General features: G+C 74.4%; 16 protein-coding genes and 2 pseudogenes. 7 read left to right on the forward strand and 11 right to left on the reverse strand.

The genetic code is table 11. The features are described from left to right. Positions 1-33 precede the first annotated feature (33 nt). Entirely contained in the window at positions 34-2709 is a 2676-nt protein-coding gene (polA, locus tag OG946_RS07300) for a DNA polymerase I (RefSeq protein ID WP_326800175.1), read from the forward strand. A 199-nt stretch (positions 2710-2908) separates the two neighbouring features. Here the strand turns inward: polA and pyk are convergent, their stop codons facing one another. From pyk to pepN, 5 genes are all read right to left on the reverse strand, one after another. Further along, positions 2909-4342: a pyruvate kinase gene (gene pyk, locus OG946_RS07305; RefSeq protein ID WP_326795319.1), complete on the reverse strand. Its 1434-nt coding sequence runs from the start codon at positions 4340-4342 to the stop codon at positions 2909-2911. Between the two features lie 134 nt (positions 4343-4476). Next, on the reverse strand, positions 4477-5184 hold the full coding sequence (locus OG946_RS07310) for an SIMPL domain-containing protein (RefSeq protein WP_326795320.1): 708 nt from the start codon (positions 5182-5184) through the stop codon (positions 4477-4479). Continuing rightward, positions 5181-6599 (reverse strand): lysine N(6)-hydroxylase/L-ornithine N(5)-oxygenase family protein, encoded by a 1419-nt coding sequence (locus OG946_RS07315; RefSeq protein WP_326795321.1) that lies wholly within the window; start codon positions 6597-6599, stop codon positions 5181-5183. Before OG946_RS07315 ends, OG946_RS07310 begins: the two co-directional genes overlap by 4 nt. Continuing rightward, on the reverse strand, positions 6589-8046 hold the full coding sequence (locus OG946_RS07320; protein WP_326795322.1) for a pyridoxal phosphate-dependent decarboxylase family protein: 1458 nt from the start codon (positions 8044-8046) through the stop codon (positions 6589-6591). The genes OG946_RS07315 and OG946_RS07320 overlap by 11 nt, the downstream gene beginning before the upstream one ends. 207 nt (positions 8047-8253) lie before the next feature. Then, positions 8254-10806 (reverse strand): aminopeptidase N, encoded by a 2553-nt coding sequence (pepN, locus tag OG946_RS07325; protein WP_326795323.1) that lies wholly within the window; start codon positions 10804-10806, stop codon positions 8254-8256. 95 nt (positions 10807-10901) lie between these two features. On the opposite strand from pepN, the gene OG946_RS07330 reads away from it, so the two are divergent. Both OG946_RS07330 and OG946_RS07335 read left to right on the forward strand, forming a co-directional pair. Continuing rightward, positions 10902-11729 (forward strand): hypothetical protein, encoded by an 828-nt coding sequence (locus OG946_RS07330; protein ID WP_326795324.1) that lies wholly within the window; start codon positions 10902-10904, stop codon positions 11727-11729. 184 nt (positions 11730-11913) lie between these two features. Next, positions 11914-13545 (forward strand): translation initiation factor 2, encoded by a 1632-nt coding sequence (locus tag OG946_RS07335; RefSeq protein WP_326800176.1) that lies wholly within the window; start codon positions 11914-11916, stop codon positions 13543-13545. A gap of 31 nt (positions 13546-13576) precedes the next feature. On the opposite strand, the gene OG946_RS07340 is transcribed toward OG946_RS07335, so the two are convergent. Beyond that, a complete protein-coding gene (locus OG946_RS07340) occupies positions 13577-15598 on the reverse strand; it encodes an ATP-binding protein (protein ID WP_326795325.1) in 2022 nt (673 codons plus the stop codon). Positions 15599-15666: 68 nt separating this feature from the next. Then, on the reverse strand, positions 15667-16026 hold the full coding sequence (locus OG946_RS07345) for a chorismate mutase (protein WP_326795326.1): 360 nt from the start codon (positions 16024-16026) through the stop codon (positions 15667-15669). A gap of 93 nt (positions 16027-16119) precedes the next feature. On the opposite strand from OG946_RS07345, the gene OG946_RS07350 reads away from it, so the two are divergent. Both OG946_RS07350 and OG946_RS07355 read left to right on the forward strand, forming a co-directional pair. Next, the gene (locus tag OG946_RS07350) at positions 16120-17085 is read left to right on the forward strand and encodes a DMT family transporter (protein ID WP_326800177.1); all 966 of its coding nucleotides are present in this window, start codon (positions 16120-16122) and stop codon (positions 17083-17085) included. A gap of 140 nt (positions 17086-17225) precedes the next feature. Further along, a pseudogene (locus tag OG946_RS07355) lies at positions 17226-17441 on the forward strand (ATP-binding cassette domain-containing protein); the annotation flags it as partial. A 14-nt stretch (positions 17442-17455) separates the two neighbouring features. Here the strand turns inward: OG946_RS07355 and OG946_RS07360 are convergent. Further along, entirely contained in the window at positions 17456-18361 is a 906-nt protein-coding gene (locus OG946_RS07360; RefSeq protein WP_326795327.1) for a helix-turn-helix domain-containing protein, read from the reverse strand. Between the two features lie 147 nt (positions 18362-18508). Here OG946_RS07360 and OG946_RS07365 point away from each other — a divergent pair. Next, positions 18509-20268 (forward strand): annotated as a pseudogene (locus tag OG946_RS07365) (glycoside hydrolase family 35 protein). A 9-nt stretch (positions 20269-20277) separates the two neighbouring features. Here OG946_RS07365 and OG946_RS07370 read toward each other — a convergent pair. After that, on the reverse strand, positions 20278-20748 hold the full coding sequence (locus OG946_RS07370) for a PPOX class F420-dependent oxidoreductase (protein ID WP_326795328.1): 471 nt from the start codon (positions 20746-20748) through the stop codon (positions 20278-20280). 79 nt (positions 20749-20827) lie between these two features. On the opposite strand from OG946_RS07370, the gene OG946_RS07375 reads away from it, so the two are divergent. Then, the gene (locus OG946_RS07375) at positions 20828-21745 is read left to right on the forward strand and encodes a hypothetical protein (RefSeq protein ID WP_326795329.1); all 918 of its coding nucleotides are present in this window, start codon (positions 20828-20830) and stop codon (positions 21743-21745) included. Positions 21746-21793: 48 nt separating this feature from the next. On the opposite strand, the gene OG946_RS07380 is transcribed toward OG946_RS07375, so the two are convergent. Beyond that, the gene (locus tag OG946_RS07380) at positions 21794-22621 is read right to left on the reverse strand and encodes a carbohydrate ABC transporter permease (RefSeq protein WP_326795330.1); all 828 of its coding nucleotides are present in this window, start codon (positions 22619-22621) and stop codon (positions 21794-21796) included. Continuing rightward, positions 22618-23610, reverse strand: a complete 993-nt coding sequence (locus OG946_RS07385) for a carbohydrate ABC transporter permease (protein ID WP_326795331.1) — start codon at positions 23608-23610, stop codon at positions 22618-22620. Before OG946_RS07385 ends, OG946_RS07380 begins: the two co-directional genes overlap by 4 nt. Between the last annotated feature and the right edge of the window lie 7 nt (positions 23611-23617).

Raw genomic sequence — 23617 nt, forward strand, 5'->3', positions numbered from 1 at the left:
TCGAAACCCCGTAACCCCAGCAGCCCCCGCCTGATGCTGCTGGACGGACATTCCCTGGCATACAGGGCGTTCTTCGCGCTACCCGCGGAGAACTTCTCCACCGTCAGCGGGCAGGTCACCAATGCGATCTACGGCTTCACGTCGATGCTGTCGAACACGTTGCGTGACGAGGCGCCGACGCACCTGGCCGTCGCCTTCGACGTCTCGCGCAAGACCTGGCGCTCCGCGGAGTTCGCGGACTACAAGGCGAACCGGTCGTCGACGCCCGACGACTTCAAGGGCCAGGTCGAGCTGATCGGCGAGCTGCTGGACGCGATGAACGTGCCGCGCTTCGCCGTCGAGGGCTTCGAGGCGGACGACGTGATCGCCACACTCGCCACGCAGGCCGAGGCGGCCGGGTTCGAGGTGCTGATCGTCACCGGCGACCGGGACTCCTTCCAGCTCGTCTCCGACCATGTGACGGTGCTGTATCCCACCAAGGGCGTCTCCGAGCTGACCCGCTTCACCCCGGAGAAGGTCGAGGAGCGGTACGGCCTGACCCCCGCGCAGTACCCGGACTTCGCCGCCCTGCGCGGCGACCCCTCCGACAACCTGCCCGGCATCCCGGGCGTCGGCGAGAAGACCGCGGCCAAGTGGATCAAGCAGTTCGGGTCGTTCGCGGAGCTGGCCGAGCGGGCCGAGGAGGTCAAGGGCAAGGCCGGGCAGAACCTGCGCGACCACCTCGACGCGGTGAAGCTCAACCGCAGGCTGACCGAGCTGGACCGCGCCGTCGAGCTGCCCGCCCGGCCCGAGGAGCTGGAGCGCAAGCCGTACGACCGGACGTCGCTCCAGGTCGTCATGGACGCCCTGGAGTTCCGCAACCCCAACTTCCGCGAGCGGCTGTTCAACGCCGACCCGGGCGCCGCCGAGGCGGAGGTCGAGCCCGAGCCGGGCGTGCAGGTCGACGGCCGGGTGCTGGCGACGGGCGAGCTGGCGCCGTGGCTCGCCGAGCACGGCTCGGCGCCCCTCGGCATGGCCACCGTCGGCACCTGGCAGCTCGGCGTCGGCAGCGTCTCCGAGGTCGCGCTGGCGACCGCGGAGGGGCCCGCCGCGTGGTTCGACCCGGCCCGGCTGGACGCCGCGGACGAGCAGGCGTTCGCGGGCTGGCTCGCGGACGCCGGCAGCGCCAAGACGGTGCACGACGCGAAGAGCGCGATGCGCGTCTTCGCCGAGCACGGCTGGACGGTCGAGGGCGTGGCGATGGACACGGCCCTGGCCGCCTATCTGGTCACCCCCGGCCGGCGGACGTTCGCGCTCGACGCGCTGTCGATCGCCTATCTGGGCCGCGAGTTGGAGCCCCCGGCGGCCGACGGGCAACTGGAGCTGGGCCTCGACGGCGAGGAGGGCGACCAGGAGGCGGCCGAGCGGGACGCGCTGATGCGCACGGCCCGTACGGTCCTGGACCTCGGCGAGGCGCTGTCGGAGAAGCTGGCGCAGGTCGGTGCGGCGGAGCTGCTGGGCGACATGGAGCTGCCGGTCTCCGCGGTGCTGGCGGGGATGGAGCGGGCCGGCGTCGCCGTCGACCGGGCCCATCTGGAGGCCATGGAGGAGCAGTTCGCCGGCGCGGTGCAGCAGGCCGTCCGGGAGGCGCACGACGCGGTGGGGCACGAGTTCAACCTCGGCTCGCCCAAGCAGTTGCAGGAGGTCTTCTTCGGCGAGCTGGACCTGCCGAAGACGAAGAAGACCAAGACGGGCTACACGACGGACGCCGACGCGCTGGCCTGGCTCGCCACCAAGACCGACCACGAGCTGCCGGTCATCATGCTGCGCCACCGCGAGCAGGCCAGGCTGCGCTCCACGGTCGAGGGGCTGATCAAGACCATCGCGGCGGACGGCCGGATCCACACCACGTTCAGCCAGACCGTCGCCGCCACCGGCCGGCTGTCCTCCACCGATCCGAACCTGCAGAACGTGCCCATCCGTACCGACGAGGGCCGGGCGATCCGGCGCGGCTTCGTCGTCGGCGAGGGGTACGAGTCGCTGCTGACCGCCGACTACAGCCAGATCGAGCTGCGCGTGATGGCCCATCTGTCGGAGGACGAGGGCCTGATCGAGGCGTTCACCTCCGGCGAGGACCTGCACGACACGGTCGCCTCACAGGTGTTCGCGGTGCCGCGCACCGAGGTCGACGCCGAGATGCGGCGGAAGATCAAGGCGATGTCGTACGGGCTGGCCTACGGGCTGTCCGCGTTCGGCCTCTCGCAGCAGCTCGGCATCGAGGCGGCCGAGGCCCGCAAGCTGATGGAGAACTACTTCGAGCGCTTCGGCGGGGTCCGGGACTATCTGCACCGCGTCGTCGACGAGGCGCGGGCGACGGGCTACACGGAGACGATGTTCGGCCGCCGCCGGTATCTGCCCGACCTCAACAGCGACAACCGCCAGCGGCGCGAGATGGCCGAGCGGATGGCCCTCAACGCGCCGATCCAGGGCACGGCGGCGGACATCGTGAAGCTCGCGATGCTGCGGGTGGACCGGGCGCTGACGGCGGCGTCGCTGGAGACGCGGCTGCTGCTCCAGGTGCACGACGAAGTCGTGCTGGAGGTGGCGCCGGGCGAGCGCGAGCGGGTGGAGGAGCTGGTACGCCGCGAGATGGCCGGCGCGGTGTCCCTGCGGGCGCCCCTGGACGTCGCGGTGGGCGTCGGCCCGGACTGGGAGTCGGCGGCGCACTGAGCGCCTCTCCCCCGGCGCGGAGGAACAGCCCGGTCCGCGGCTCCGCCGGCGGGAGCGGGAGATGCGAGACTCACCGCTGCCGCCTGCGGCGAGCCGCGGCGGCCGGGCGCGGCGTTCCGCATGCACGGAAGCCCGCGAGCACGGCGATGCCCTGGTTCCCCACCCGGCCACCCCGCCGAAGGCGCACCCCCGCGGTGCGTCAGCTCGCCGGGTCGTCCTCGCCGATGTGGTGGACGCGGACGAGGTTGGTCGAGCCTGGGATGCCCGGGGGGCTGCCGGCGGTGATCACCACGACGTCGCCCTTGCGGCAGCGGCCGATCTTCAGCAACTGCTCGTCGACCTGCGCCACCATCTCGTCGGTCGTCTGCACCATCGGGCCGAGGAACGTCTCCACGCCCCACGTCAGGTTGAGCTGGCTGCGCGTCGCCGGGTCCGGGGTGAAGGCCAGCACCGGGATCGGCGAGCGGTAGCGCGAGAGCCGCCGCACCGTGTCGCCGGACTGCGTGAACGCCACCAGATAGCGCGCCCCGAGGAAGTCGCCGATCTCCGCCGCCGCGCGCGCCACCGCCCCGCCCTGCGTGCGCGGCTTGCTGCGCTCGGTCAGCGGCGGCAGACCCTTGGCGAGCATCTCCTCCTCCGCCGCCTGCACGATCCGGCCCATCGTCCGCACCGTCTGGATCGGGTACTTGCCGACGCTCGTCTCGCCGGACAGCATCACCGCGTCCGTGCCGTCCATCACCGCGTTGGCCACGTCGGACGCCTCCGCGCGCGTCGGCCGGGACGCCTCGATCATCGAGTCGAGCATCTGCGTGGCGACGATGACCGGCTTGGCGTTCCGCTTGGCCAGCTTGACCGCCCGCTTCTGCACCATCGGCACCTGCTCCAACGGCATTTCCACGCCGAGGTCGCCGCGGGCCACCATGAGCCCGTCGAAGGCGTCGACGATGCCCTCCAGGTTCTCCACCGCCTGCGGCTTCTCCACCTTGGCGATCACGGGGACCCGCCGGCCCTCCTCGTCCATGATCCGGTGGACGTCGCGGACGTCCTGCCCGGAGCGGACGAAGGACAGCGCGATGATGTCCGCGCCGGCGCGCAGCGCCCAGCGCAGGTCCTCGCGGTCCTTGGTGGAGAGCGCCGGGACGGAGACGGCGACGCCGGGCAGGTTGAGGCCCTTGTGGTCGGAGACCATGCCGCCCTCGATGACCATCGTGCGGACCCGGGGCCCGTCCACGGCGGTCACCTCCAGCGTGACGCGGCCGTCGTCGACGAGGATCCGCTCGCCCCGGCCGACATCGGCGGCCAGCCCGGCGTACGTCGTACCGCAGCACTGGCGGTCGCCTTCGACCGGATCGACGCTGATGGTGAATTCATCGCCCCGTTCGAGAAATACAGGACCTTCGCGGAACGTGCTCAGCCGGATCTTCGGACCCTGAAGGTCGGCGAGCACGCCGACGCTGCGCCCCGTTTCGTCCGCGGCCTTGCGCACCCGTGCGTAACGCTCCTCGTGCTCAGCGTAGGTGCCATGGCTGAGATTGAACCTGGCGACGTCCATTCCCGCCTCGACCAGGCCCTTGATCTGGTCGTATGTGTCGGTAGCTGGACCCAGGGTGCAGACAATCTTCGCTCGGCGCATACGTTCGACTCTATGACTTACCGGCAGGTAGGGAACCGGGTATTGGCCATTCCCCAACGACATTTGAGCGAAGGTCTATTGAGATCGAGCTGACAACTAATAAAACGTGCGGGCCGCTGCTCTGATGAGCGCTTTCAGAGTTGCGGACGGGTCATGGTGAACCTTGCGTTCACCCGTGCGTAGACAGTCTGTCGCTGAGGTTCGAGGTCGAGCGCGGGGGCCGCCTCCCCGCCGGGCACCGCGAGGCCGCCGTAGCCGCGGGTCGCCTCCGCCGCCAGCCACGCCTCCTGCCGCTCCGCGCCCTCGTCGGCGATCTCCAGCACGGCCGTCAGCTCCGCGCCCACCGCCTCGGCGTACTCGCGGGCCCGCGTCACCGCCTCCCGTACCGCCTGCTGCCGCGCCTCGCGGTGCACCGGCGAGTCCGGGCGCAGCGCCCACCACGGTCCTTCGACACTCGTGAGTTCGAGGTCGGCGGCCCGGGTGCTCAGCTCGCCGAGCGCGGTGAAGTCGCTGAACGTCGCGGCCAGCCGGACCCGGCCGTGGTAGCGGCGCACGCGCTCCCCGCGCCCGTGCCGGCCGAGTTCCGGGGTCACGAGCAGCGCGCCCGTCTCCAGCTTCTCGACCGCGTCGCCGTACGACCTGATCAGGTCGCGCGCCTCGGCGTTGCGGCGGGTCAGGTCCTCCAGCGCGGTGCGCCGGTCGGTGCCGCGGACGGCGACGGTGACGGCGATCCGGGCGATCTCCGGGTCGACTTCGAGCCGCGCCTCGCCGCGGACGGCGAGGCGCGGCTGGTCCGGGGTGCCGTAGGGGGCCGGGGCGGGAGCGGGGGGCACGTTCGTCATGCCCTTACTGTGCCAGGGTCCGGCGCGCGCGGGATGCGGGGCGCCGGTTCTCCGGGCCGTGCGCGCCGGTTCTGCTGGAGCCCGAAGGTGGTGAAGGCGGTACGGCTCGGCAGCGGGTACGGCTCCGCGCCGGTGACGTCGTCGAGGATGACGGCGCTGCGGTGCGCGGCCAGGCCCAGGTCGGGGGCGCCGACGCCGTGCGTGTGCCGCTCGGCGTTCTGGACGTAGATCCGGCCCGTGACCTCGGGGTCGAGCACCAGACGGTGCCGCTCGTCGACCTGCGGGCGGCCCGCGGCGTCGCGCTGCAGCAGCGGCTCCAGCGGGGCGAGGAGGCCGTCGAGCGGACGCTCGCGGTAGCCGGTGGCAAGCACCACGGCGTCGGTGCGCAGCGTCTCGCGGGCGCCCTGCGCGGCGTGCTCCAGGTGCAGTTCGATGCGGTCCGAGCCGAGGCGCCCAGCGGTGCGCACGGTGACGCCCGGGGTGAGGACCACGTCGGGCCAGCCGCCGCCGAGGGTGCGGCGGTACAGCTCGTCGTGCACGGCGGCGATGGTCTCGCCGTCGATGCCCTTGTACAACTGCCACTGCCGGGGCAGCAGTTCGTCGCGTACCTCCTCGGGCAGCCCGTGGAAGTAGCGCGCGTAGTCGGGCGTGAACTGCTCCAGGCCCAGCTTGCTGTACTCCATGGGCGCGAAGGCCGGGGAGCGGGCCAGCCAGTGCAGCCCCTCGGCGCCCGCGGGCCGGGCCCGCAGCAGGTCGAGGAAGACCTCCGCGCCGGACTGCCCCGCACCCACGACCGTCACGTGCCCGGCGGCGGCGAGGCGGGCGCGGTGGGGCAGGTAGTCGGCGGAGTGCACGACGTCGGCCGCGGGCGAGCCGACGAGCGGGAGCAGCGCCTCCGGCACGTACGGCTCGGTGCCCACCCCCACGACGAGGTGCCGGGCGTGCGCGCGGCCCAGCGCGGCGGCCTCGCCGGCGGCGTCGAGCTGGGCGAAGTCGGCCTCGAAGAGGCCGCTTTCCGGGTTCCAGCGGACGTCCTCGACCTGGTGGCCGAAGTGCAGGCCGGGAAGCTGCCCGCTGACCCAGCGGCAGTACGCGTCGTACTCGGCGCGGTGGGCGTGGAAGCGCTCGGCGAAGTAGAAGGGGTAGAGCCGCTCGCGTACCCGCAGGTAGTTGAGGAAGCTGAAGGGGCTGGTGGGGTCGGCGAGCGTGACGAGGTCGGCGAGAAAGGGCACTTGGAGGGTCGTGCCCTCGATGAGCAGCCCGGGGTGCCAGCGGAACTCCGGGCGGCGCTCGTAGAACGCGGTGGTCAGGCCGCGGACGCGGGCGGCGAGGGCGGCGAGCGACAGGTTGAACGGGCCGATGCCGATCCCGGCGAGGTCCAGGGGGCGCCGGCGGCCGGTGTGCTCAGCGGGCATCGGAGACGGTTCCGTTCTCGCGTTCCTGCCGGGGCGAAGGGGCCGGTGCCCGGTGGGCCTCGGTGACGAGCTTGAGCAGGTTGCGCAGGTCGCCGTGCTGGGCATGGGGGTTGAGCAGGGTGGCCTTCAGCCAGCGCCGCCCGCCCGCCTCGGCGCGGCCGAGCACCGCGTGCCCGTCGGTGAGCAGCCGCCGCCGCAGCGCGGCGACCGCGGCGTCGTCGGCGCCGGCGGGCCGGAAGAGGACCGTGGTCAGCGTGGGCGGCGCGTACAGCTCCAGCTCGGGGTCCTCCTCGACCAGCTCCGCGAGCCGCGCCGCCGCGGTGAACGTCCTCTCCACCAGCTCCGCGATCCCGGCGCGGCCCAGCGCGCGCAGCGTGACGGCGACCTTGAGCACGTCGGCGCGGCGCGTGGTGCGCAGCGAGCGGTGCAGCAGTGCGGGCAGTCCGGCATCGGTGTCGTCGTCGGCGCTGAGGTAGTCGGCGGTGTACGCGAGCGGCGCCAGGTCGGCGTCGTCGCGTACGGCCAGGAAGCCGGCGGCGATCGGCTGCCAGCCCAGCTTGTGCAGGTCGAGCGCGACGGTGTGGGCCCGGTCGAGCCCGGCGACGAGGTGCGCGCGGCCCGGGGCGAGGAGCAGCAGACCGCCGTACGCGGCGTCCACGTGCAGCCGGGCGCCGTGCGCCGCGGCGGCGTCGGCGAGCCCCGGCAGCGGATCGACGGCGCCGGCGTCGGTGGTGCCGGCGGTGGCGACGACCAGCGCCGGGCCCGGGGCGCCGCCGGGGCCGCGGACCTCCGCGAGCACGTCCCGTACGGCGGCGGGATCCAGGACGCCGCGCGGCGTCGGCACGACGTGCGGGGCGCGCATGCCCAGCAGCCACGCGGCGCGCCGCACGCTGTGGTGGGCGCTGGCGCCGGCGACCACCTGCACGCCGGGGCCGAGGAGTTCGCGGGCGAGCAGCAGCGCGAGCTGGTTGGCCTCCGTGCCGCCGGTGGTGACCAGCGCGTCCGGCCGGGCGGCGCCGGGGTGGACCTCGGCGGCGACGGCGGCGGCCACCTCGGCCTCCAGCTCGGCGGCGGCCGGGGCCTGGTCCCAGGAGTCCAGCGACGGGTTGAGCGCGCCGGCCGCGAGGTCCGCGGCGGCGGCGACGGCGAGCGGCGGGGCGTGCAGGTGGGCGGCGCAGTGCGGGTCCGCCGGGTCGGCGGCGCCTTCGGCGAGGACGCGGACGAGGCCGGCGAGGGCCGCGTCCGCGCCGACGCCGGTGTCGGGCAGCACGGGGCGGACGGCTTCGCGCACCCGCGCGGCGACGGCCTCCGGGCCGCCGGCGGGCAGCGGCCCCCGGCGGCGGACGGCGCCGTCGCCGAGGGCGGCGAGGACGGTGTCGAGGTACGGGCGGAGGGCGCGGGGGCCGGCGGTGCCGCCCGCGAGGGCGGCTTCGGCGGCAGCGGGCATGCAGTCTCCTGAGGGCGCCGGTCCCGGAGGACCGGTGGTGAGGTGAGGCGGCCCTAACCTACTTCCGCCATTTCTCCGAAACGCACCGTTCTGCCCGGGAGTTCGCCCGTACGTGGGAACGCGTCAGGACGCGGAGGGACGCGTTCCACGATCTGCTACGGGACCGGGCGCGACGCCGTTCCGGCAGCCGCGCCCGGTCCCGTTCCGCTACTCGGCCCGGGCGTCCGCCGCCTCGCGTACGCGCAGCGCCCGGCCCAGGTCGTCGAGTTGGTCGGCCAGCCGCCGCCGCAGCGCCGGTACCAGGTCGTCCCGCTCCAGGCACTCCCGGCCGAGCCGCAGCGTCTCCGCGTCCACGAACCCGCGCGGGAACCCGGAGCGCCCCGCCGCCTCGGCGATGGCGGCACCGCGGCGCTCGGCGAGCGCCGGCGTCTCGGCGAACCAGCGCGGCACGTACGGCGCCAGCACCTCGCGCTGTTCCGGCTGCCAGAAGCCCAGCGCGGTGGCGGTGAACAGGTAGTTGGAAAGCTCGGCGGCGCCGGCCGCGCCCCCGTACATCGCCTCCCAGGCCGCCGCCTTCGCCCCGGCGTCCGGCAGCGCGGCCAGGCACCGCGCCGCGCCCTCCTGCGCGGACGCGCCGGGGTCGCGCGCGACCTCCGCCTCGATCCGCTCCGGGGTCGTGGCGCCGAGGACGGCGAGCCGGACGAGGCAGCGCCAGCGCAGGTCGGGGTCGAGCGCGGGGCCGCCGGGGACGGTGCCGGCGGCGAGCCAGTCGCGTACCTCGTCGGGCTCGTCCGCGCAGTCGATGAGGGCGCGTACGGCCGCGAGCCGCAGCCCGGGGTCGTTGTCGTCGTCGGTGCGGCGCAGCAGTTCGCGGCAGGTCTCCGCGACCGTCGCGCGGGCCGCGGGGCGGTCCGCGTCGGGGACGTAGGCGCCCGCGACCGGGCCGCGGGCGAAGCCCAGCACGCCCTGGACGACGGCGAGGTCGTCCTCCGCCGGCAGGTGCGCGGCGGCGGCCCGGAGGTAGTCGGCGGGCGGGAGTTCGGCGTCACGCACCATGTCGCGGGCGGCGTTCCACAGCACGGCGCGGCTGAGCGGGTCGGGGATGCCGGACAGACAGCGCAGCGCGGTCTCCCAGGAGCCCTCGTCCAGCCGGATCTTGGCGTACGTGAGGTCGCCGTCGTTGACGAGCACGAGGTCGGGCGCCCGGCCCTCCGCGGACGCGGACTTCAGCCCGAGGTCCGCGGCGAACTCCTGCGCCGCCTTCTCGCGCAGCACCATCCGGCCCGGCTCGCCGGGGACCTCGTCGTAGAGGCCGACGTCCAGCCGGTGCGGCCGGCGCCCTGCGTGCTCGACTTCCAGCACCCACACGTCGTCCTCGCCCTGCCAGGTCTCCGGGCGGAAGGTGTCGACGCCGGTGGTGCGCAGCCAGGCGTCGGCCCACTCGGGCACGTCGCGGCCGGAGGCGCGGTCCATGGACTCGATGAAGTCGGCGAGGGTGGCGTTGCCGAAGCGGTGCCGGGAGAAGTAGTCGTCGAGCCCGGCGAAGAAGTCCTTCTCGCCCATCCAGGCGACGAGTTGGCGCAGCGCGGAGGCGCCTTTCGCGTACGAGATGCCGTCGAAGTTCTGCAGCGCGGAGGCGCTGTCGGGGACGCGCGGCGGGGCGACGGGGTGCGTGGAGGGCCGCTGGTCGGCGTCGTAGCCCCAGCTCTTGCGGGCGATGGCGAAGTCGGTCCAGGTGCCGGTGAAGCGGGTGGCCTCGGCGAGGATCTGGTAGCCCATGTACTCGGCGAAGGACTCGTTCAGCCAGATGTCGTCCCACCAGCGCAGCGTGACCAGGTCGCCGAACCACATGTGCGCCATCTCGTGCGCGATGACCATGGCGCGGGTCTGGCGCTCGGTGTCGGTGACGGCGGAGCGGTAGACGAACTCGTCGCGGAAGGTGACCAGGCCCGGGTTCTCCATGGCGTTGGCGTTGAACTCCGGGACGAACGCCTGGTCGTAGGAGTCGAAGGGGTACGGCTCGGCGAACCGCTCGTGGTAGCGGTCGAAGCAGCGCCGGGTGACGTCGAACAGCTCCTCGGCGTCGGCGTCGAGGTGGGCGGCGAGCGAGCGGCGGCAGTGCAGGCCGAAGGGCAGCCCGGCGTGCTCGGTGTGGACGGAGTGCCAGGGTCCGGCGGCGACGGCGACGAGGTAGGTGGCCAGCGGCGGGGTGGTCGTCAGCCGCCAGCGCACGCCGGCTTCGGGATCCGCACCCGGTCCCGCGTCCGCTTCCTGGTGGGCGGTGCCGTTGCCCAGTACGGTCCAGCCGGCGGGCGCGGTGACGGAGACGTCGAAGACGGCCTTGAGGTCGGGCTGGTCGAACGCGGCGAAGGCACGCTGCACGTCGTCCAGGAAGAGCTGGCTGTAGACGTACGTCTCGCCGTCGGCGGGGTCCGTGAAGCGGTGCATGCCCTCGCCGGTGCGCGAGTAGCTCATGACGGCCTCGACGCGCAGTTCGTGCTCGCCCTCGGCGAGTTGCAGCGCGAGCCGGTTGTCGTCGAGCGCGCCGGCGTCCAGCTCCCGGCCGTCGAGCGCGGCACGTACCAGCTCGGCGGGCCGGATCTCGACGAACGTCTCCGCCGCCGTGCGGGCGGTGAAGGTGATGACGGTGCTGGAGCCGAAGACCTCCTCACCGCGCGTCAGGTCGAGGTCGACGGCGTAGTGGCGAACGTCCAGCAGGTCGGCGCGGAGCTGCGCCTCGGCGCGGGTGAGTGCGGGCATGGGCCTTATGCTGCCTCACGACCTGCGGGTACGACGACACCCGGGCGGGGTCGGGCCTGGGCCCGGTCGCGGGCGGCGGGGCTACGCTGCTCGGCGTGCCGGACAGAACCCTGGAGGCGCTGGGCCTCGCGACCGTACCCCTGCTGGAGCCGCTGGCGTATCCGGGGCCGCCCGTGCCCGGTCCCTCGCTGCTCGCCGGCGACCGGCTGCTGCCGCTGCGGCCCGCGCCGGGCGGGGTGGGGCGGTGGCGGGTCGCGGACGGCGGTAAGGACACGGGGCTGGACGAGGCGCTGGCGGCGCTCGGGCAGGCGCCGGTGGCGGCGCGGGTCCCGGTGCTGGCGCTGGGGTCCAACGCGGCGCCGGGGCAGGTGCGGCACAAGCTCACGCACCTGGGGCTGCCCGCCGTCGTGCCGGTCTCCCCGGTCACCGCCGGCGGCCTCGGCGTCGGCGTCTCGGGGCACATCAGCGCGGCGGGGTACGTCGCGGCCGCCCCGTACGCCGAGGCGGCCACCGAGGCGCGGCTGTGGGTGACGTGGCTGGACGACGGGCAACTGCGCGCCGTCGACGGCACGGAGATGCCGAACTACGGGCGCGCCCTGCTGCCGGCCGCGGAATTCCCGGTGCGGCTGCCCGGCGGCGGGCGGCTGCCGGACACGTACGTCTACTACAACGCCCGCGGCGTCCTCTCCGACGGCCACGGCCGCCCCCTCCCGCACACCCCGGACCAACCCGCCCTCCTCACCCGCCTCCTCGCCGCCTCCTCCCGGCTGCGGGACCTCCTCGGCCCGGCGCCCCGCGACTGGGTCGCCCGCGCGGGCGCCGACGCCGGGGTCCGGGAGGCGGGGACACGGATCTTCCACGAGGAGGGCTGGCTGCTGCCGGAGCGGACCTTCGCGGCGTACGACGCGGGCGGCGGGGCGTAGGAGACGGGGCGTAGGAGACGGGGCCGGCACTCCCGCGGTCCCCTTCACGACGCCGCGGCCGCGTCCTGCGGCGCCGGCGACGTACGATCGGACCGTGTCGCAGGACGAGCCCCCGGAACCCGCACCGACCTGCGGTGACGGCCCGTACCGGCGCGCCGCCCCCGAGGCGGCGGCCGGGTCGACGGTGCTGCTCGCCGCGCGCTCCGCGGTGGCCCTGTACCGCCTCCTCGACGCACTCCCCGCCCTCGCCGGCGACGACCGCGTCACCCGGCTCTTCACCCTCGTACCCGGCTCCGACTTCGGCGTCGACGTGCTCGCCGCCGTCGAGGACGCCGGCGTCCGCACCGTCCCGTGGCACGAGGCGTGCACGCGCTCGTACGACCTGATCCTCACCGCCAGCCCCAAGGGCGACCTGGACCTGCTGCACGGCAGGCGCGTCCTCCTCCCGCACGGCGCCGGGTACAACAAGGCCATCCCGTACGAGGGTTCCGGCGCGGCCTCGGGACTCGACCCCGCGTACCTGCTCCGCGACGGCGGCCGCGCAGCGCCCGTGGCGCTGCACGCGGTGTCGCACCCCGACCAGTTGGCCCGGCTCGCCGCGAGCGCACCGCAGGCCGCACGCCGCGCCAAGGTGATCGGCGACCTCACGCTGGAGCGCATCCTCGCCTCCGGCTCGCTGCGCGACCGGTACCGCGCCGCGCTCGGCACCGGCCCGCGCCGCCTGGTGGCACTCGTCTCCACCTGGGGTCCCGAGTCGCTGCTGCGGCGCGACCCCGGCCTGCCCGCCCGGCTGGCCGGGCTGCTCCCGTACGACGAGTACCAGTTGGCGCTCATCGTGCACCCCAACGAGCACAGCCTGCTGAGGTCGTACGAGCTGGCCGAACGCCTCGCGCCCGCCCTCGACGCGGGCCTGGTCCTCGCGCACCCGCACCAGGAGTGGGCCTCCGTCCTGGTCGCCGCCGACGCCCTGGTCACCGACCACGGCTCCGCCGCCCTGTACTACTGCGCCGCCGCGGACCGCCCCGTCGTGAACGCCTACCGGGGCGGGGTGGAGCTGATCCCGGGCAGCCCGATGGACGTGCTGCTGAGCCGGGTGCCCCGGCTGGGGCGTGCCGGGGACCTGGCCGACGCGCTCGGCGCGTACCGGCCGGGCACCGGGCGGGACGCCGCCAGGGCCGCGTTCGCACACCGGGGCAGCGCACTGGGCAGGCTGCGCACCGAGCTGTACGCGCTCCTGGGGCTGACGCCGCCCGCGGTCGGCAATCCGCTACGGCTGCTGCCCCCGCCGCGGCCCGCGGACCGCACGCCCGCGGCGTTCGACGTGGCCGCGGAGGTCACCGGGTCGCGCGTCCGCGTCATCCGCCGTCCGGCGGGACTCGGGGCGCCGGGTGACCACCTCGCGGTGGAGCACGGCGCGGCGAGCGAGCGGCTGGCCCGCTCCGCCGGGGTGCTGTACCGGCGTCCGCTGCCGGCGCCGGCCGCGGAGGCGGGCTGGTCGTGGACGGCGGACGGGTGGGCGCGGCACGCCCTGGCGGCGTACCCCGGGTGCCGTACGGCGGTCGCGGTGCTGCCTTCCGGCGGCTGCCTGGTCAGGACCCGGGACACGGGCTTCGTCGCGCGCGCCGCGCCGGCGGCCGAGGACGGCGCCACGGTACGTCCCGACCCGGCCGCCGTCGCCTCGGCGGTGCACGCCTGGCTGCGCACCCGGGGCCGGCAGCAGGCGGATCCCGTGCCGCTGACGTGCGTGGTCGGGGGGCGTGCCTTCCGCGTCGAGCTGCGTCCCGCGACGGGCGACGACGAGGCGCAGCCGGTGTAGCCGGTGCAGCCGTCGAGCCGGTGCGGCCGCCTCAACGGCCGTCCGGCGCCAGGCCGTTGCGCCGCCGGATCTCGTCGGCGTCCGCGCGGTGCCGCACGGCCTCGGCCGCCCGGCCCTCGGCCCGCGCCAGCGCGGCCAGCGCGTCGAGGACCCGCGCCTCGTCGAAGCCGGCGCCCCGGCGCCTGGCCGCCGTCAGCGACTGGTCGTACAGCGGCCGGGCCTCGCGGGTGCGGCCGAGGCGGCAGAGCACGCCGGCGAGCGCGAAGCCGGTGCGCCGCGTCATCCGCTCCCGGCCCAGCTCCCCGGCCTCGCGGTGCGCTTCGGCCAGCAGCGCGTACGCCGTCTCCAGCTCGCCGAGTTCGGCCTCGGCCTCGCCCAGCCGGTAGGTCTGGAGCATCGCGCCGTACGGGTTGGGGATGGCGCGGTGCAGCTCGCGGGAGCGGGTGAAGCCGGCGACCGCGGCCCGCCATTCGCCGCGTACGCCGTGGAGCATGCCCTGGAACTCGGCGACCGACGCGGCGAGCTTGCGGTCCCGGTCGCTGTCGCCCAGGAGCGCGAGGGCCGCCTCCGCGCCGTCGAGTTGCTGCGCGGCCTCGTCGGGCCGGCCGCTCTCCCAGAGCCGGCGGGCGAGCTGGCAGCGGGTCCGCACCAGCCAGGAGCCGTGCGCGCCGTCGCGGACGGCGGCGGAGACGGCGAGTCGGAAGGGGTCGATGACGTCGGAGCGGTGCGGATGGTCCAGGGCGTACGTCCACACCGGCTCGGAGAGGGCGACCACTTCGGCGTCCAGCTCGCGCTCGTGGGCGGCGCGCATGCAGGCGAAGAGGGTGTGGCGCTCGTCGTACAGCCAGCGGGAGGCGCGGTCGGCCGCCTCGGCTCGGGCCCCGGTGGGCTCCGCCCGCCCCGGGTCCGGCAGCGGCACGTCGGGCGCGCCGGGCACCTCGGGGAACTCGGGCGCGACGGTGAGGCGCTTGCCGGCGGCGAACAGGTCGGCGCGCTGCGCCTGGCGGACGTACCAGCGGACGAGGCGCGTCAGCGCCTCCTCGGCCTCGGCGGGCGCGCCGTCCCGCTCTGAGCGCCGCCCGGCGTGCCCGCGCAGCGAGCCCGGCAGGCGCAGCCGGCCGTCGCCCGTGCCGAGCGCACCGAGGTCCGATAATCCGGCGCGGTCCAGCTCCTCCAGCGCGTCCGCGGCCGCCTCCGGCCCCTGGCCGAGCAGCGCGGTCGCCGACTCCGGGGTGAACGTCGCGCCCGGGTGGTGCGGCAGGAGGCGGTAGAGCCGGGCGGCGGCCGGGGACAGGTCCTCGTACACGGTGTCCCACACTCCCTCCGCGCCGGGAATCCCCCGGTCCTTCCACTGCTGCCGCAGTCGCGGTACGAGCCTGGAGAGCGGCCGGAGCCGGTGCGCCCGCACCCACTCCCCCGCGACGTGCAGGGCCGCCGGCATGCCCTCGCACAGCCGCACCAGCGTGCGGACGGCCTCCGGCTCCGCGGCCAGGCGCGGGTCGCGGACGATCAGCTCCAGCAGCTCGGCCGCGTCCCGCTCCGCGAGCGGCGGCAGCGCGAGGTCCAGCTCGGCGCCGTCCTGGAGGTCGCGCAGCGGGGCGTGGCTGGTGACGATGACCAGGCTGCCGCCCGACGCGGGCAGCAGGGTGGTGAGTTCGGAGCCGTACCGGGCGTTGTCGACGATGAGGATGTGCCGGGAGAACGCCGTCCTGTTCCAGTACTGCTTGCACAGGTCGGCGAACTTCTCCTGGACGAAGTCCGCCTCCACGTCGAGCGACTTCAGCAGCCCCGCGAGCACGTCGCCGGGGTCCACGGCGCCGCCGAGGCGGTAGTCGTCGAGGTCGACGGAGAGCACGCCGTCGGGGAACCGGGGGAGCAGCGCCCGCGCGAGCACCCGGGCCAGCTCGGTCTTCCCCACGCCCGGCGGTCCGCTCACGGCCACGACCAGGGGCCGGGAGCGCGCGGCCGGCTCGCCCACCGCGCGTGCCACGCGGTCCTGTTGCTCGTCGCGGTCGACGAAGGTCGCCCGCCCCGGCGGCAGCTCCACCCTCACGCGGCTCCTCCCACCTTCCGTAGCCCAGCGTGCACGCAGGACCACACTCTAGAGCCGCGTTTCGCCTGTTATGGGGCGGACGGGGATTCCGGGGCGGCGGAGTTGGCGATGGTCTCGTGGTGCCGGATGACCTCGGCGATGATGAAGTTGAGAAGTTTCTCCGCGAATGCCGGATCCAGCTTGGCGCTCTCCGCAAGCTCGCGGAGGCGGATGATCTGGCGGGCCTCGCGGGCCGGGTCGGCGGGGGGCAGGTGGTGGGCGGCCTTGAGGCGGCCGACCCGCTGGGTGCATTTGAAGCGTTCGGCGAGCATGTGCACGACGGCCGCGTCGATGTTGTCGATGCTGTCGCGGAGCCGGTCGAGCTCGGCTCGTACATCGGAGTCGGAGAGGCCGTCCATGGCCGACGGGGACGTGGAGTGGTCGGTCATGCCGCCACCGTAACAGGGGCGGGTCCGTTGTCGGTGCCGGCTGTTACCTTCCTGGGCATGGCAAACGTGCAGGCGGGGGCGGACCGGCGGGCGATGGCCGCGGCGGCGGTGACGGTGGTGCTGTGGGCGTCGGCGTTCGTCTCCATCCGGGATACGGGCGAGCACTTCAGCCCGGGCGCGCTGGCGCTCGGCCGGCTGCTGGCGGGTTCGGCGGCGCTGGCTCTGCTCCTGCTCGTGCGCCGCGAGGGGCTGCCGCCGCGGGGGGCGTGGCCGGGCATCGCCGTGTCGGGCACGCTCTGGTTCGGGGTGTACATGGTGGCGCTCAACTGGGGCGAGCAGTTGGTCGATGCGGGCACGGCCGCGATGGTCGTGAACGTCGGGCCCATGCTCGTGGCGCTGCTCAGCGGCTGGCTGCTGAAGGAGGGCTTCCCGCGGATGCTGCTGGCGGGCCTCGGCGTGTCCTTCGCGGGCGCCGTGGTGGTGGGGATATCGATGTCCGACGGGGGCAGTTCGTCGCTCGGCGGGGTGCTGCTGTGCCTGCTGGCCGCCGCGACGTACGCGAGCGGGGTCGTCAGCCAGAAGCCGGCCCTGGCGCATGCCTCGCCGCTCCAGGTCACGGCCTACGGCTGCATGACGGGCGCGGTGCTGTGCCTGCCGTTCGCGGGGCAGTTGGCGGGGCAGATAGGCGACGCGCCGCTCTCCGCGACGGCCAACGTGGTGTACCTCGGCATCTTCCCGACGGCGCTGGCCTTCACGACGTGGGCGTACGCGCTGGCGCGGACCACGGCGGGAAAGATGGGCGCCACGACGTACGCGGTGCCGGCGCTGGTGGTGCTGATGTCCTGGGCGGCGCTGGGCGAGGTGCCGGAGGTGCCGACGCTGCTGGGCGGCGCGCTGTGCCTGGCGGGCGTGGCGGTCTCGCGCCGCCGGGGCGTACGCCGCGACCCGCGCGTCGTCGCCTCGGGCGGTACGGCGGCGGCGGGCACGCCGACGGCCGGTGCGGCACCGGAGGCCGGAGCGGCGGCTGGGGAGCCTGCCCAGGAGGAGAAGCCGCGTTGAGCGTACGGGCGGCGAAGCCCCCTGAGCGGCGGGGGTGTGCCCGGGGCCCTGGCGGGGGTCCTCCCGCGGTATTACGGACCCGCGCGGTTGCGGGCCGTGGTCGGACGTTCTGCGCGGCCGCGCCGCTTAGCGTCGCCGGTATGACGATCGAAGTACGCGGGCTCACCAAGCGGTACGGCGAGAAGACCGCCGTCGACGACCTGACCTTCACCGTGCGCCCGGGAACCGTGACGGGCTTCCTCGGACCCAACGGCGCCGGCAAGTCCACCACGATGCGCCTCATCGTGGGTCTGAACGCGCCGACCCGCGGCTCCGTCACCGTCAACGGCCGCCCGTACGCGCGGCATCCTGCGCCGCCGCCGCTGCCCGGCTACGCGGGGCCCCGCCCCCGCGGGGTCCATTCCGCCACCGGCGGGTCCCCCGGGTCCGGGGCGCGGTCGCTCCAGCCGCCCGGTGCCGTGCGGCCCTGCTGGTCGCGGAAGTGCACCGGCGCCACCCCCACCCGGCGGGTGAACAGCCGCGAGAAGTACGCCGGGTCGTCGTACCCCACCCGCCGGGCGACCGCCGCGATCGGCAGCTCCGTGGCGGCCAGCAGCTCCTTCGCCCGCCCGAGCCGTATCCCCAGCAGGTAGTCCTTCGGGCTGCACCCCGCCGCCCGGCGCACCGCGGAGCGCAGCTCCGCCGTCGTCATCCCGTGCCGCGCCGCGTGCTCGGCGACGGACAGCGGCAGGAAGGCGTCGCGGGCCAGCGCCGGCAGCACCGGGTCGCCGTCCGGGGCCATGTCCGCGCGCGACCGGCGCAGCGCCACGAGCAGGTCGTGCACGGCGGCGGACGTCTCGACCTCCAGCATCGGGTTGCCGCGGCGGGCGGCGCGCGCGATGCGGGTGACGACGGTGCGCGGCCCGGTGGCGTCGCTGAGCGGCACCACGGGCCGCTCCGGCTGGACGTAGCCCAGCTCGGTGTACGCGGCCACGGCGGACCCGGTGAAGTCGACGAACGCCTCGTCCCAGCCGGTCGCGGGGTCGGGCCCGTAGTGGTGGACGGCGCCCGGGGTGAGCCACAGCAGCGCGGGGGCCGCGACGTCCAGCACCGGTCCTTCGCCGTTCCGGAACCAGCCGCGGCCGCTGCTGATGACGACGGCGACATGGTGGTCGAGCGTGCGCGGCCCGACGACCGGCAGGTCGCCGTACTGCAGCCCGACGCCCAGGCAGACCAGGCCGAGCTTGCGGTGCACCGGGCCGGGGGTGAAGTAGCGCATCCACGTGTGGTGGCTCATCGCCCGCCCTCCTTGCATCGCCGCCGCCGGTCCGGACACCGAGTCCAAGCGCCGAGTCCAAGCACCGTCGATCTTTGTCGATGGACGGGCGGGTGGCCAGGGGGCGAGAGTATTTGCCCGGCAATCGGCGACGAACGGCGGGAATCGGTGCCTGGGTTCACGGTGGAAGGCGACAGTTTCCTTCTCAACGGGCAGGAGGTGCGGCTGCTGTCCGGGGCCATGCACTACTTCCGGGTGCACGAGGCGCAGTGGGGCCACCGCCTCGCGATGCTCCGCGCGATGGGCCTGAACTGCGTCGAGGCGTACGTCCCGTGGAACCTCCACGAGCCGCGCCCGGTCGCTACGAGGACGTGGCGGCGGCCGGCCGCTTCATCGACGCCGCGCAGGCCGCGGGGCTGTGGGTGATCGTCCGCCCGGGCCCGTACATCTGCGCGGAGTGGGAGAACGGCGGGCTGCCGCACTGGCTGACGGGCCCGCTGGGCGCGCGGGTGCGGACCCGCGACCCGGAGTTCCTGGCCGCCGTGGACGACTGGTTCGACGCCGTGCTGCCGCAGGTCGCCGCCCGGCAGGTGACGCGGGGCGGTCCTGTGCTGATGGTGCAGGTGGAGAACGAGTACGGCTCGTACGGCAGCGACCGCGCCTATCTGCGCCACCTCGCCGACGGATTGCGGGCCCGCGGCGTGACCGTGCCGCTGCTCACGGCGGACGGGCCCGAGGACCACATGCTCACCGCCGGCTCGCTGCCCGGCGTGCTGGCCACGCTGACCTTCGGCTCCGGCGCCCGGGAGGCGTTCGCGACGCTGCGCCGGCACCGTCCTGACGGGCCGCTGATGTGCGCGGAGTTCTGGTGCGGCTGGTTCGACCACTGGGGTGCGGAGCACGTCGTACGGGAACCGGCGGACGCGGCGGCGGCGCTGACGGAGATCCTCGACTGCGGCGCGTCGGTGAACCTCTACATGGCGCACGGCGGCACCAGCTTCGGCGGCCGGGCGGGCGCGAACCGCGCGGGCGACCTGCACCGCGGGGCGCTGCAGCCGGACGTCACGTCGTACGACTACGGCGCGCCGGTCGACGAGTACGGCCGGGCCACGCCGAAGTTCGAGGCGTTCCGCGAGGTGCTGGCCCGGTACGCGGCGGGCCCCCTCCCCGAGCCGCCGCCCCCGCCCCCGGCCCTGCCCGCGGCCGTGCCGGCGCCGGTCGACGGGCACGTCCCGGCGGCACAGGTGCTGGCGCCGCTGGGCGGCGGGGAGCGGGAGCACGGGGTGCCGCCGACGTTCGAGGAGCTGGACGTCGACCGCGGTCTTGTCCGCTACCTCTTCCGCATCCCGGGCCCGAGGCGCCCGCACCCGCTGCTGGTCACCGGGCTGCGGGACGTGGCGCTTGCGTACGTGCGGGACGCCGCCGGCGAGCGGCGGATCGCGCTGGCCGGGGAGGAGGCGCCGCTCGGGGACGTCGCGGGTCCGGCCGAGGTCGAGGTGTGGGTGGAGTCGCTGGGCCGGGTCAACTACGGCCCGCGGCTGGGGGAGCCGAAGGGGATCACCGGCGGGCTGCTGCACGAGCGCCAGTACGTGCACGGCGTACGGGCCCGGGGGCTGCGCCTCGACGCCTTCGACGACACGGAGGCGGTGGCTGCCCTCCCGTACGCCCCGCCGGACACGGGCGGCACGGGGCTGTACCGGGCGTCGGCACAGATCGCGAAACCGGGCGACGCGGTGCTTGCGCTGCCCGGCTGGGGCCGGGGCTGGGCGTGGGTGAACGGCTTCTGCCTGGGCCGCTACTGGGCCGCGGGGCCGCAGGAGTCGCTGTACGTCCCGGGCCCGGTGCTCCGCACGGGCGTCAACGAGGTGCTGCTGCTGGAGCTGGTCGAACCCGGCGGCGAGCCGCTGCTCGGCCCGCCGCCGTCCTGACCCGCGGGGCTACGACCCCTCCGACAGCCGCGCCGGGAAGCCCCCGGTGGCCACGGGACCCCACCGCTCCGGCGTGATCCGGATCAGCGACTTCCCCTGCCGCACCATGGCCTCGCGGTACTCGTCCCAGTCCGGGTGCTCCCCCGCGATGTTGCGGAAGTACTCCACGAACGGCTCCACGTCCGCCGTCGCGTCGATCACCTCCGCCGCGCCGTCGACCTGCACCCACGGCCCGTCCCACTCGTCTGACAGCACCACGATCCCGACCCGCGGGTCGCGGCGCGCGTTGCGGGTCTTGGCCCGCTCCGGGTACGTGGACACCACGATCCGCCCCGCGTCGTCCACCCCGCAGGTCAGCGGCGACGCCTGCGGCGAGCTGTCGGCCCGCCGGGTGAGCAGCAGGGCCCGGTGCCTGGCCCGTACGAAGTCGAGCAGCCCGGCGAGGTCGACCCGGGTGTTGGTGGCGATGTTCGGACTCATGCGCGTCACGATACGTCGCGCCGGGCCGCGGGGCACGGGGCCCGTACAGTGGGCTGGAGTCGGATCCTGGGGGTCGCCGGTGGACAGCGCGAGCGAGGTCGTGCACGGCTTTCCGCATCTGCGGACCGTGCGGTCGGCCCTGACGGCGCTCTACCGGCGGCTCACCGCGGACCTCCTGCACACCGACTTCGCCGTCAGCGTCCCCCCGGCCGATGTCGCCCTGTCCGCAGACGAGGATCTGCACCTCGGCGTGCAGCGCGTGGCGCACACGCTGGTGCAGCATCTGCGGCTGCCGGACGCGCGGGTGATCGTCGGCTTCCGGGAGATGCCGGAGGCCGCGGTCGTGGAGCTGGCCGCGGGCCCGGAGTACTTCGTCGAGCTGAACCCGCGCTTCCGCGAGCACCGCAGGGACATCGGCGGGGCGCTGGCGCACGAGGTGATGCACGTCTATCTGGACCGCCTCGGCCTGTCCTTCCCGGACACCGCGGAGAACGAGATCCTCACCGACACCGCGACCGCCTACCTCGGCGCGGGCTGGCTGCTGCTGGACGCCTTCCGGGAGGGCGGCGGCGCCTCGCAGCGGTTCGGCTATCTGACGCCCGAGGAGTTCGGCTACGTCGTCGCCAAGCGCGCCCTCGCCTTCGGCGAGAACCCGGAGGTCTGGTTCACGAGCCCGCAGGCATACGAGGCGTACACCGCCGGCATGCGCCTGGCCCGCCGGGACGCCGCCCGCCCGCCGCTCACGGCGAGCGGCCGGCTGGGCCGGCACCGGTACACCCGGGACCGCAGGCGGGCGCAGGAGCTTTTCCTGGGCGCGGCCGGCGACGGGCTGACGACGACGGCCGCCCCCGGCAACGGCTACGCCTTCGAGGCGGGGCCCCCGATGCGGGTGTCGTTCCCGTGCCCCGTCTGCCACCAGCGGATCCGGGTGCCGGTGCGGGGATTCGTACGGGCGCGCTGCGGGCTGTGCAAGGCGGTGCTGGAGTGCGACACGTGACCGGCCCGCGGGACCCGTGGGGCCCGCGAGCCGGTACGTGCCGCGTCCTCAGCCCTTGATCGCCCCGGCCGCGAGACCGGAGGCCAGCCGCCGCTGCACGATCACGAAGAAGATCAGCACCGGCAGCGTGATCAGCGTGGAGCTGGCCATGACCGGCCCCCACGCGGTGTCGTTCTCGCCGAAGAACTGGTAGATCCCGACGGCCGCGGTGTACTTCTCGCTGTCCTTCATGAACGTGTACGCGAAGACGAACTCGTTCCAGGCGGTGATGAACGCGAACACGCTGGTGGCCACCAGACCGGGCGCCACCAGCGGCAGCAGCACGGACCAGAACATCCGCGGCCAGGAGCAGCCGTCGATGTACGCCGCCTCCTCGACCTCCTTCGGCACGGTGGCGACGAACCCGCGCAGCGTCCAGATCGCGAACGGCAGCGACAGCGCGATGTAGACGATCGTCAGCCCGAGCAGGCTGTTGAGCATCTCGTAGTCGCGCATCTGCAGGAAGAGCGGGATGACCAGCGCCTCCAGCGGCACCATCTGCACGATCAGGATCATGATCAGCACGGAGGTGCGGAACGTGAACCGGAAGCGCGCCACGGCCACGGCCGCGAAGAGCGACAGCGCGGCGGCGGCCAGGATGGTGCCGAGGCCGACGATCGCCGAGTTCAGCAGGTAGCGGTCGAAGTCGCCCTCGTTCCACACCCGGCTGAAGTGCTCGAACGTGACGCCGCTGGGCAGCAGGTCCGAGCCCCGCGAGGAGGCCCGCGGGTCCAGCGCCGTGCTCATCATCCAGTAGACGGGGAAGAGGGTGAAGATCAGCAGCCCCGCGACGGCGGCCGGCAGGCCGATGCGCGAGCCGATCGAGGTGCGTTTCACAGGTCCTCCTCCCCCTGCCGGAAGAGCGTGCGGATGTAGACGAGGGTGATGGCGATGAGCAGCAGGGTGAGCATCACCGCGGCGGCGGCGCCGGCCCCGTAGTCGTTCTTGGCGAAGGCCTCGATGTACGAGTACACGCCGAGGTTCATGACGTCCTCGTTGCTTCCGCTGCCGCCGGGCATGAGGAAGATCTGGGTGAAGACCTTGAAGTCCCAGATGGTCGAGAGGATGGTCACGACCAGGAAGATCGGCCGCAGGGCCGGCACGGTGATGCGCCAGAACCGCTGCCAGGCGCTCGCGCCGTCGATCATCCCGGCCTCGTACAGCTCCTTCGGCACCGTCATCAGGCCCGCGAGCACGGTGATGGCGACGAAGGGAAAGCCGTGGTGGACGACGTTCAGGGTGGCGATGGCGTAGAAGCCGAGCCGCTCGGTGAACCAGTTGGTGGTCTCGGGGTCGATGAGGCCGAGGCCGCCGGCCAGCCGGCTCATCAGCCCGTCCTCCGCGGCGAAGAGCCACACCCAGACGTATGTGCCGGTGACCGCCGGCATCGCCCAGGCGGCCATGATCGCGGTGGAGCAGACCACCCGCCACACGGTGCCCAGCCGGTTGAGCAGCAGCGCGACGAAGGTGCCGAACGCCACCGTGAGGATCACGCAGCCGAACGCGAAGAACGCCGTGTTCGGCAGGACTGTCTTCCACAGCAGCTCGTTGGAGAGCAGGGCGGTGTAGTTGTCGAAACCGGTCCAGGTGCCGACGCCGCCGCCGAACTTCACCTCGTAGTCCTGCAGCGACAGCTTGCCGACCTCGATCAGCGGCCACAGCAGCAGCCCGGCCAGCACCACGAGGGAGGGCGCCAGCAGCAGCCACGGCCGGGTCACCGTCACCAGCCGCTTGCGGCGGCGGGCGGCGTCAGCGGAGGCGCGGCCGGGCCGCGACGGCTCCGTGGGAGGAGCCAGCGCGACCTCGGCGGCGATCGAATCCTTCACTGTGTCT

Source organism: Streptomyces sp. NBC_01808 (assembly GCF_035917395.1).
Taxonomy (GTDB): Bacteria; Actinomycetota; Actinomycetes; order Streptomycetales; family Streptomycetaceae; genus Streptomyces.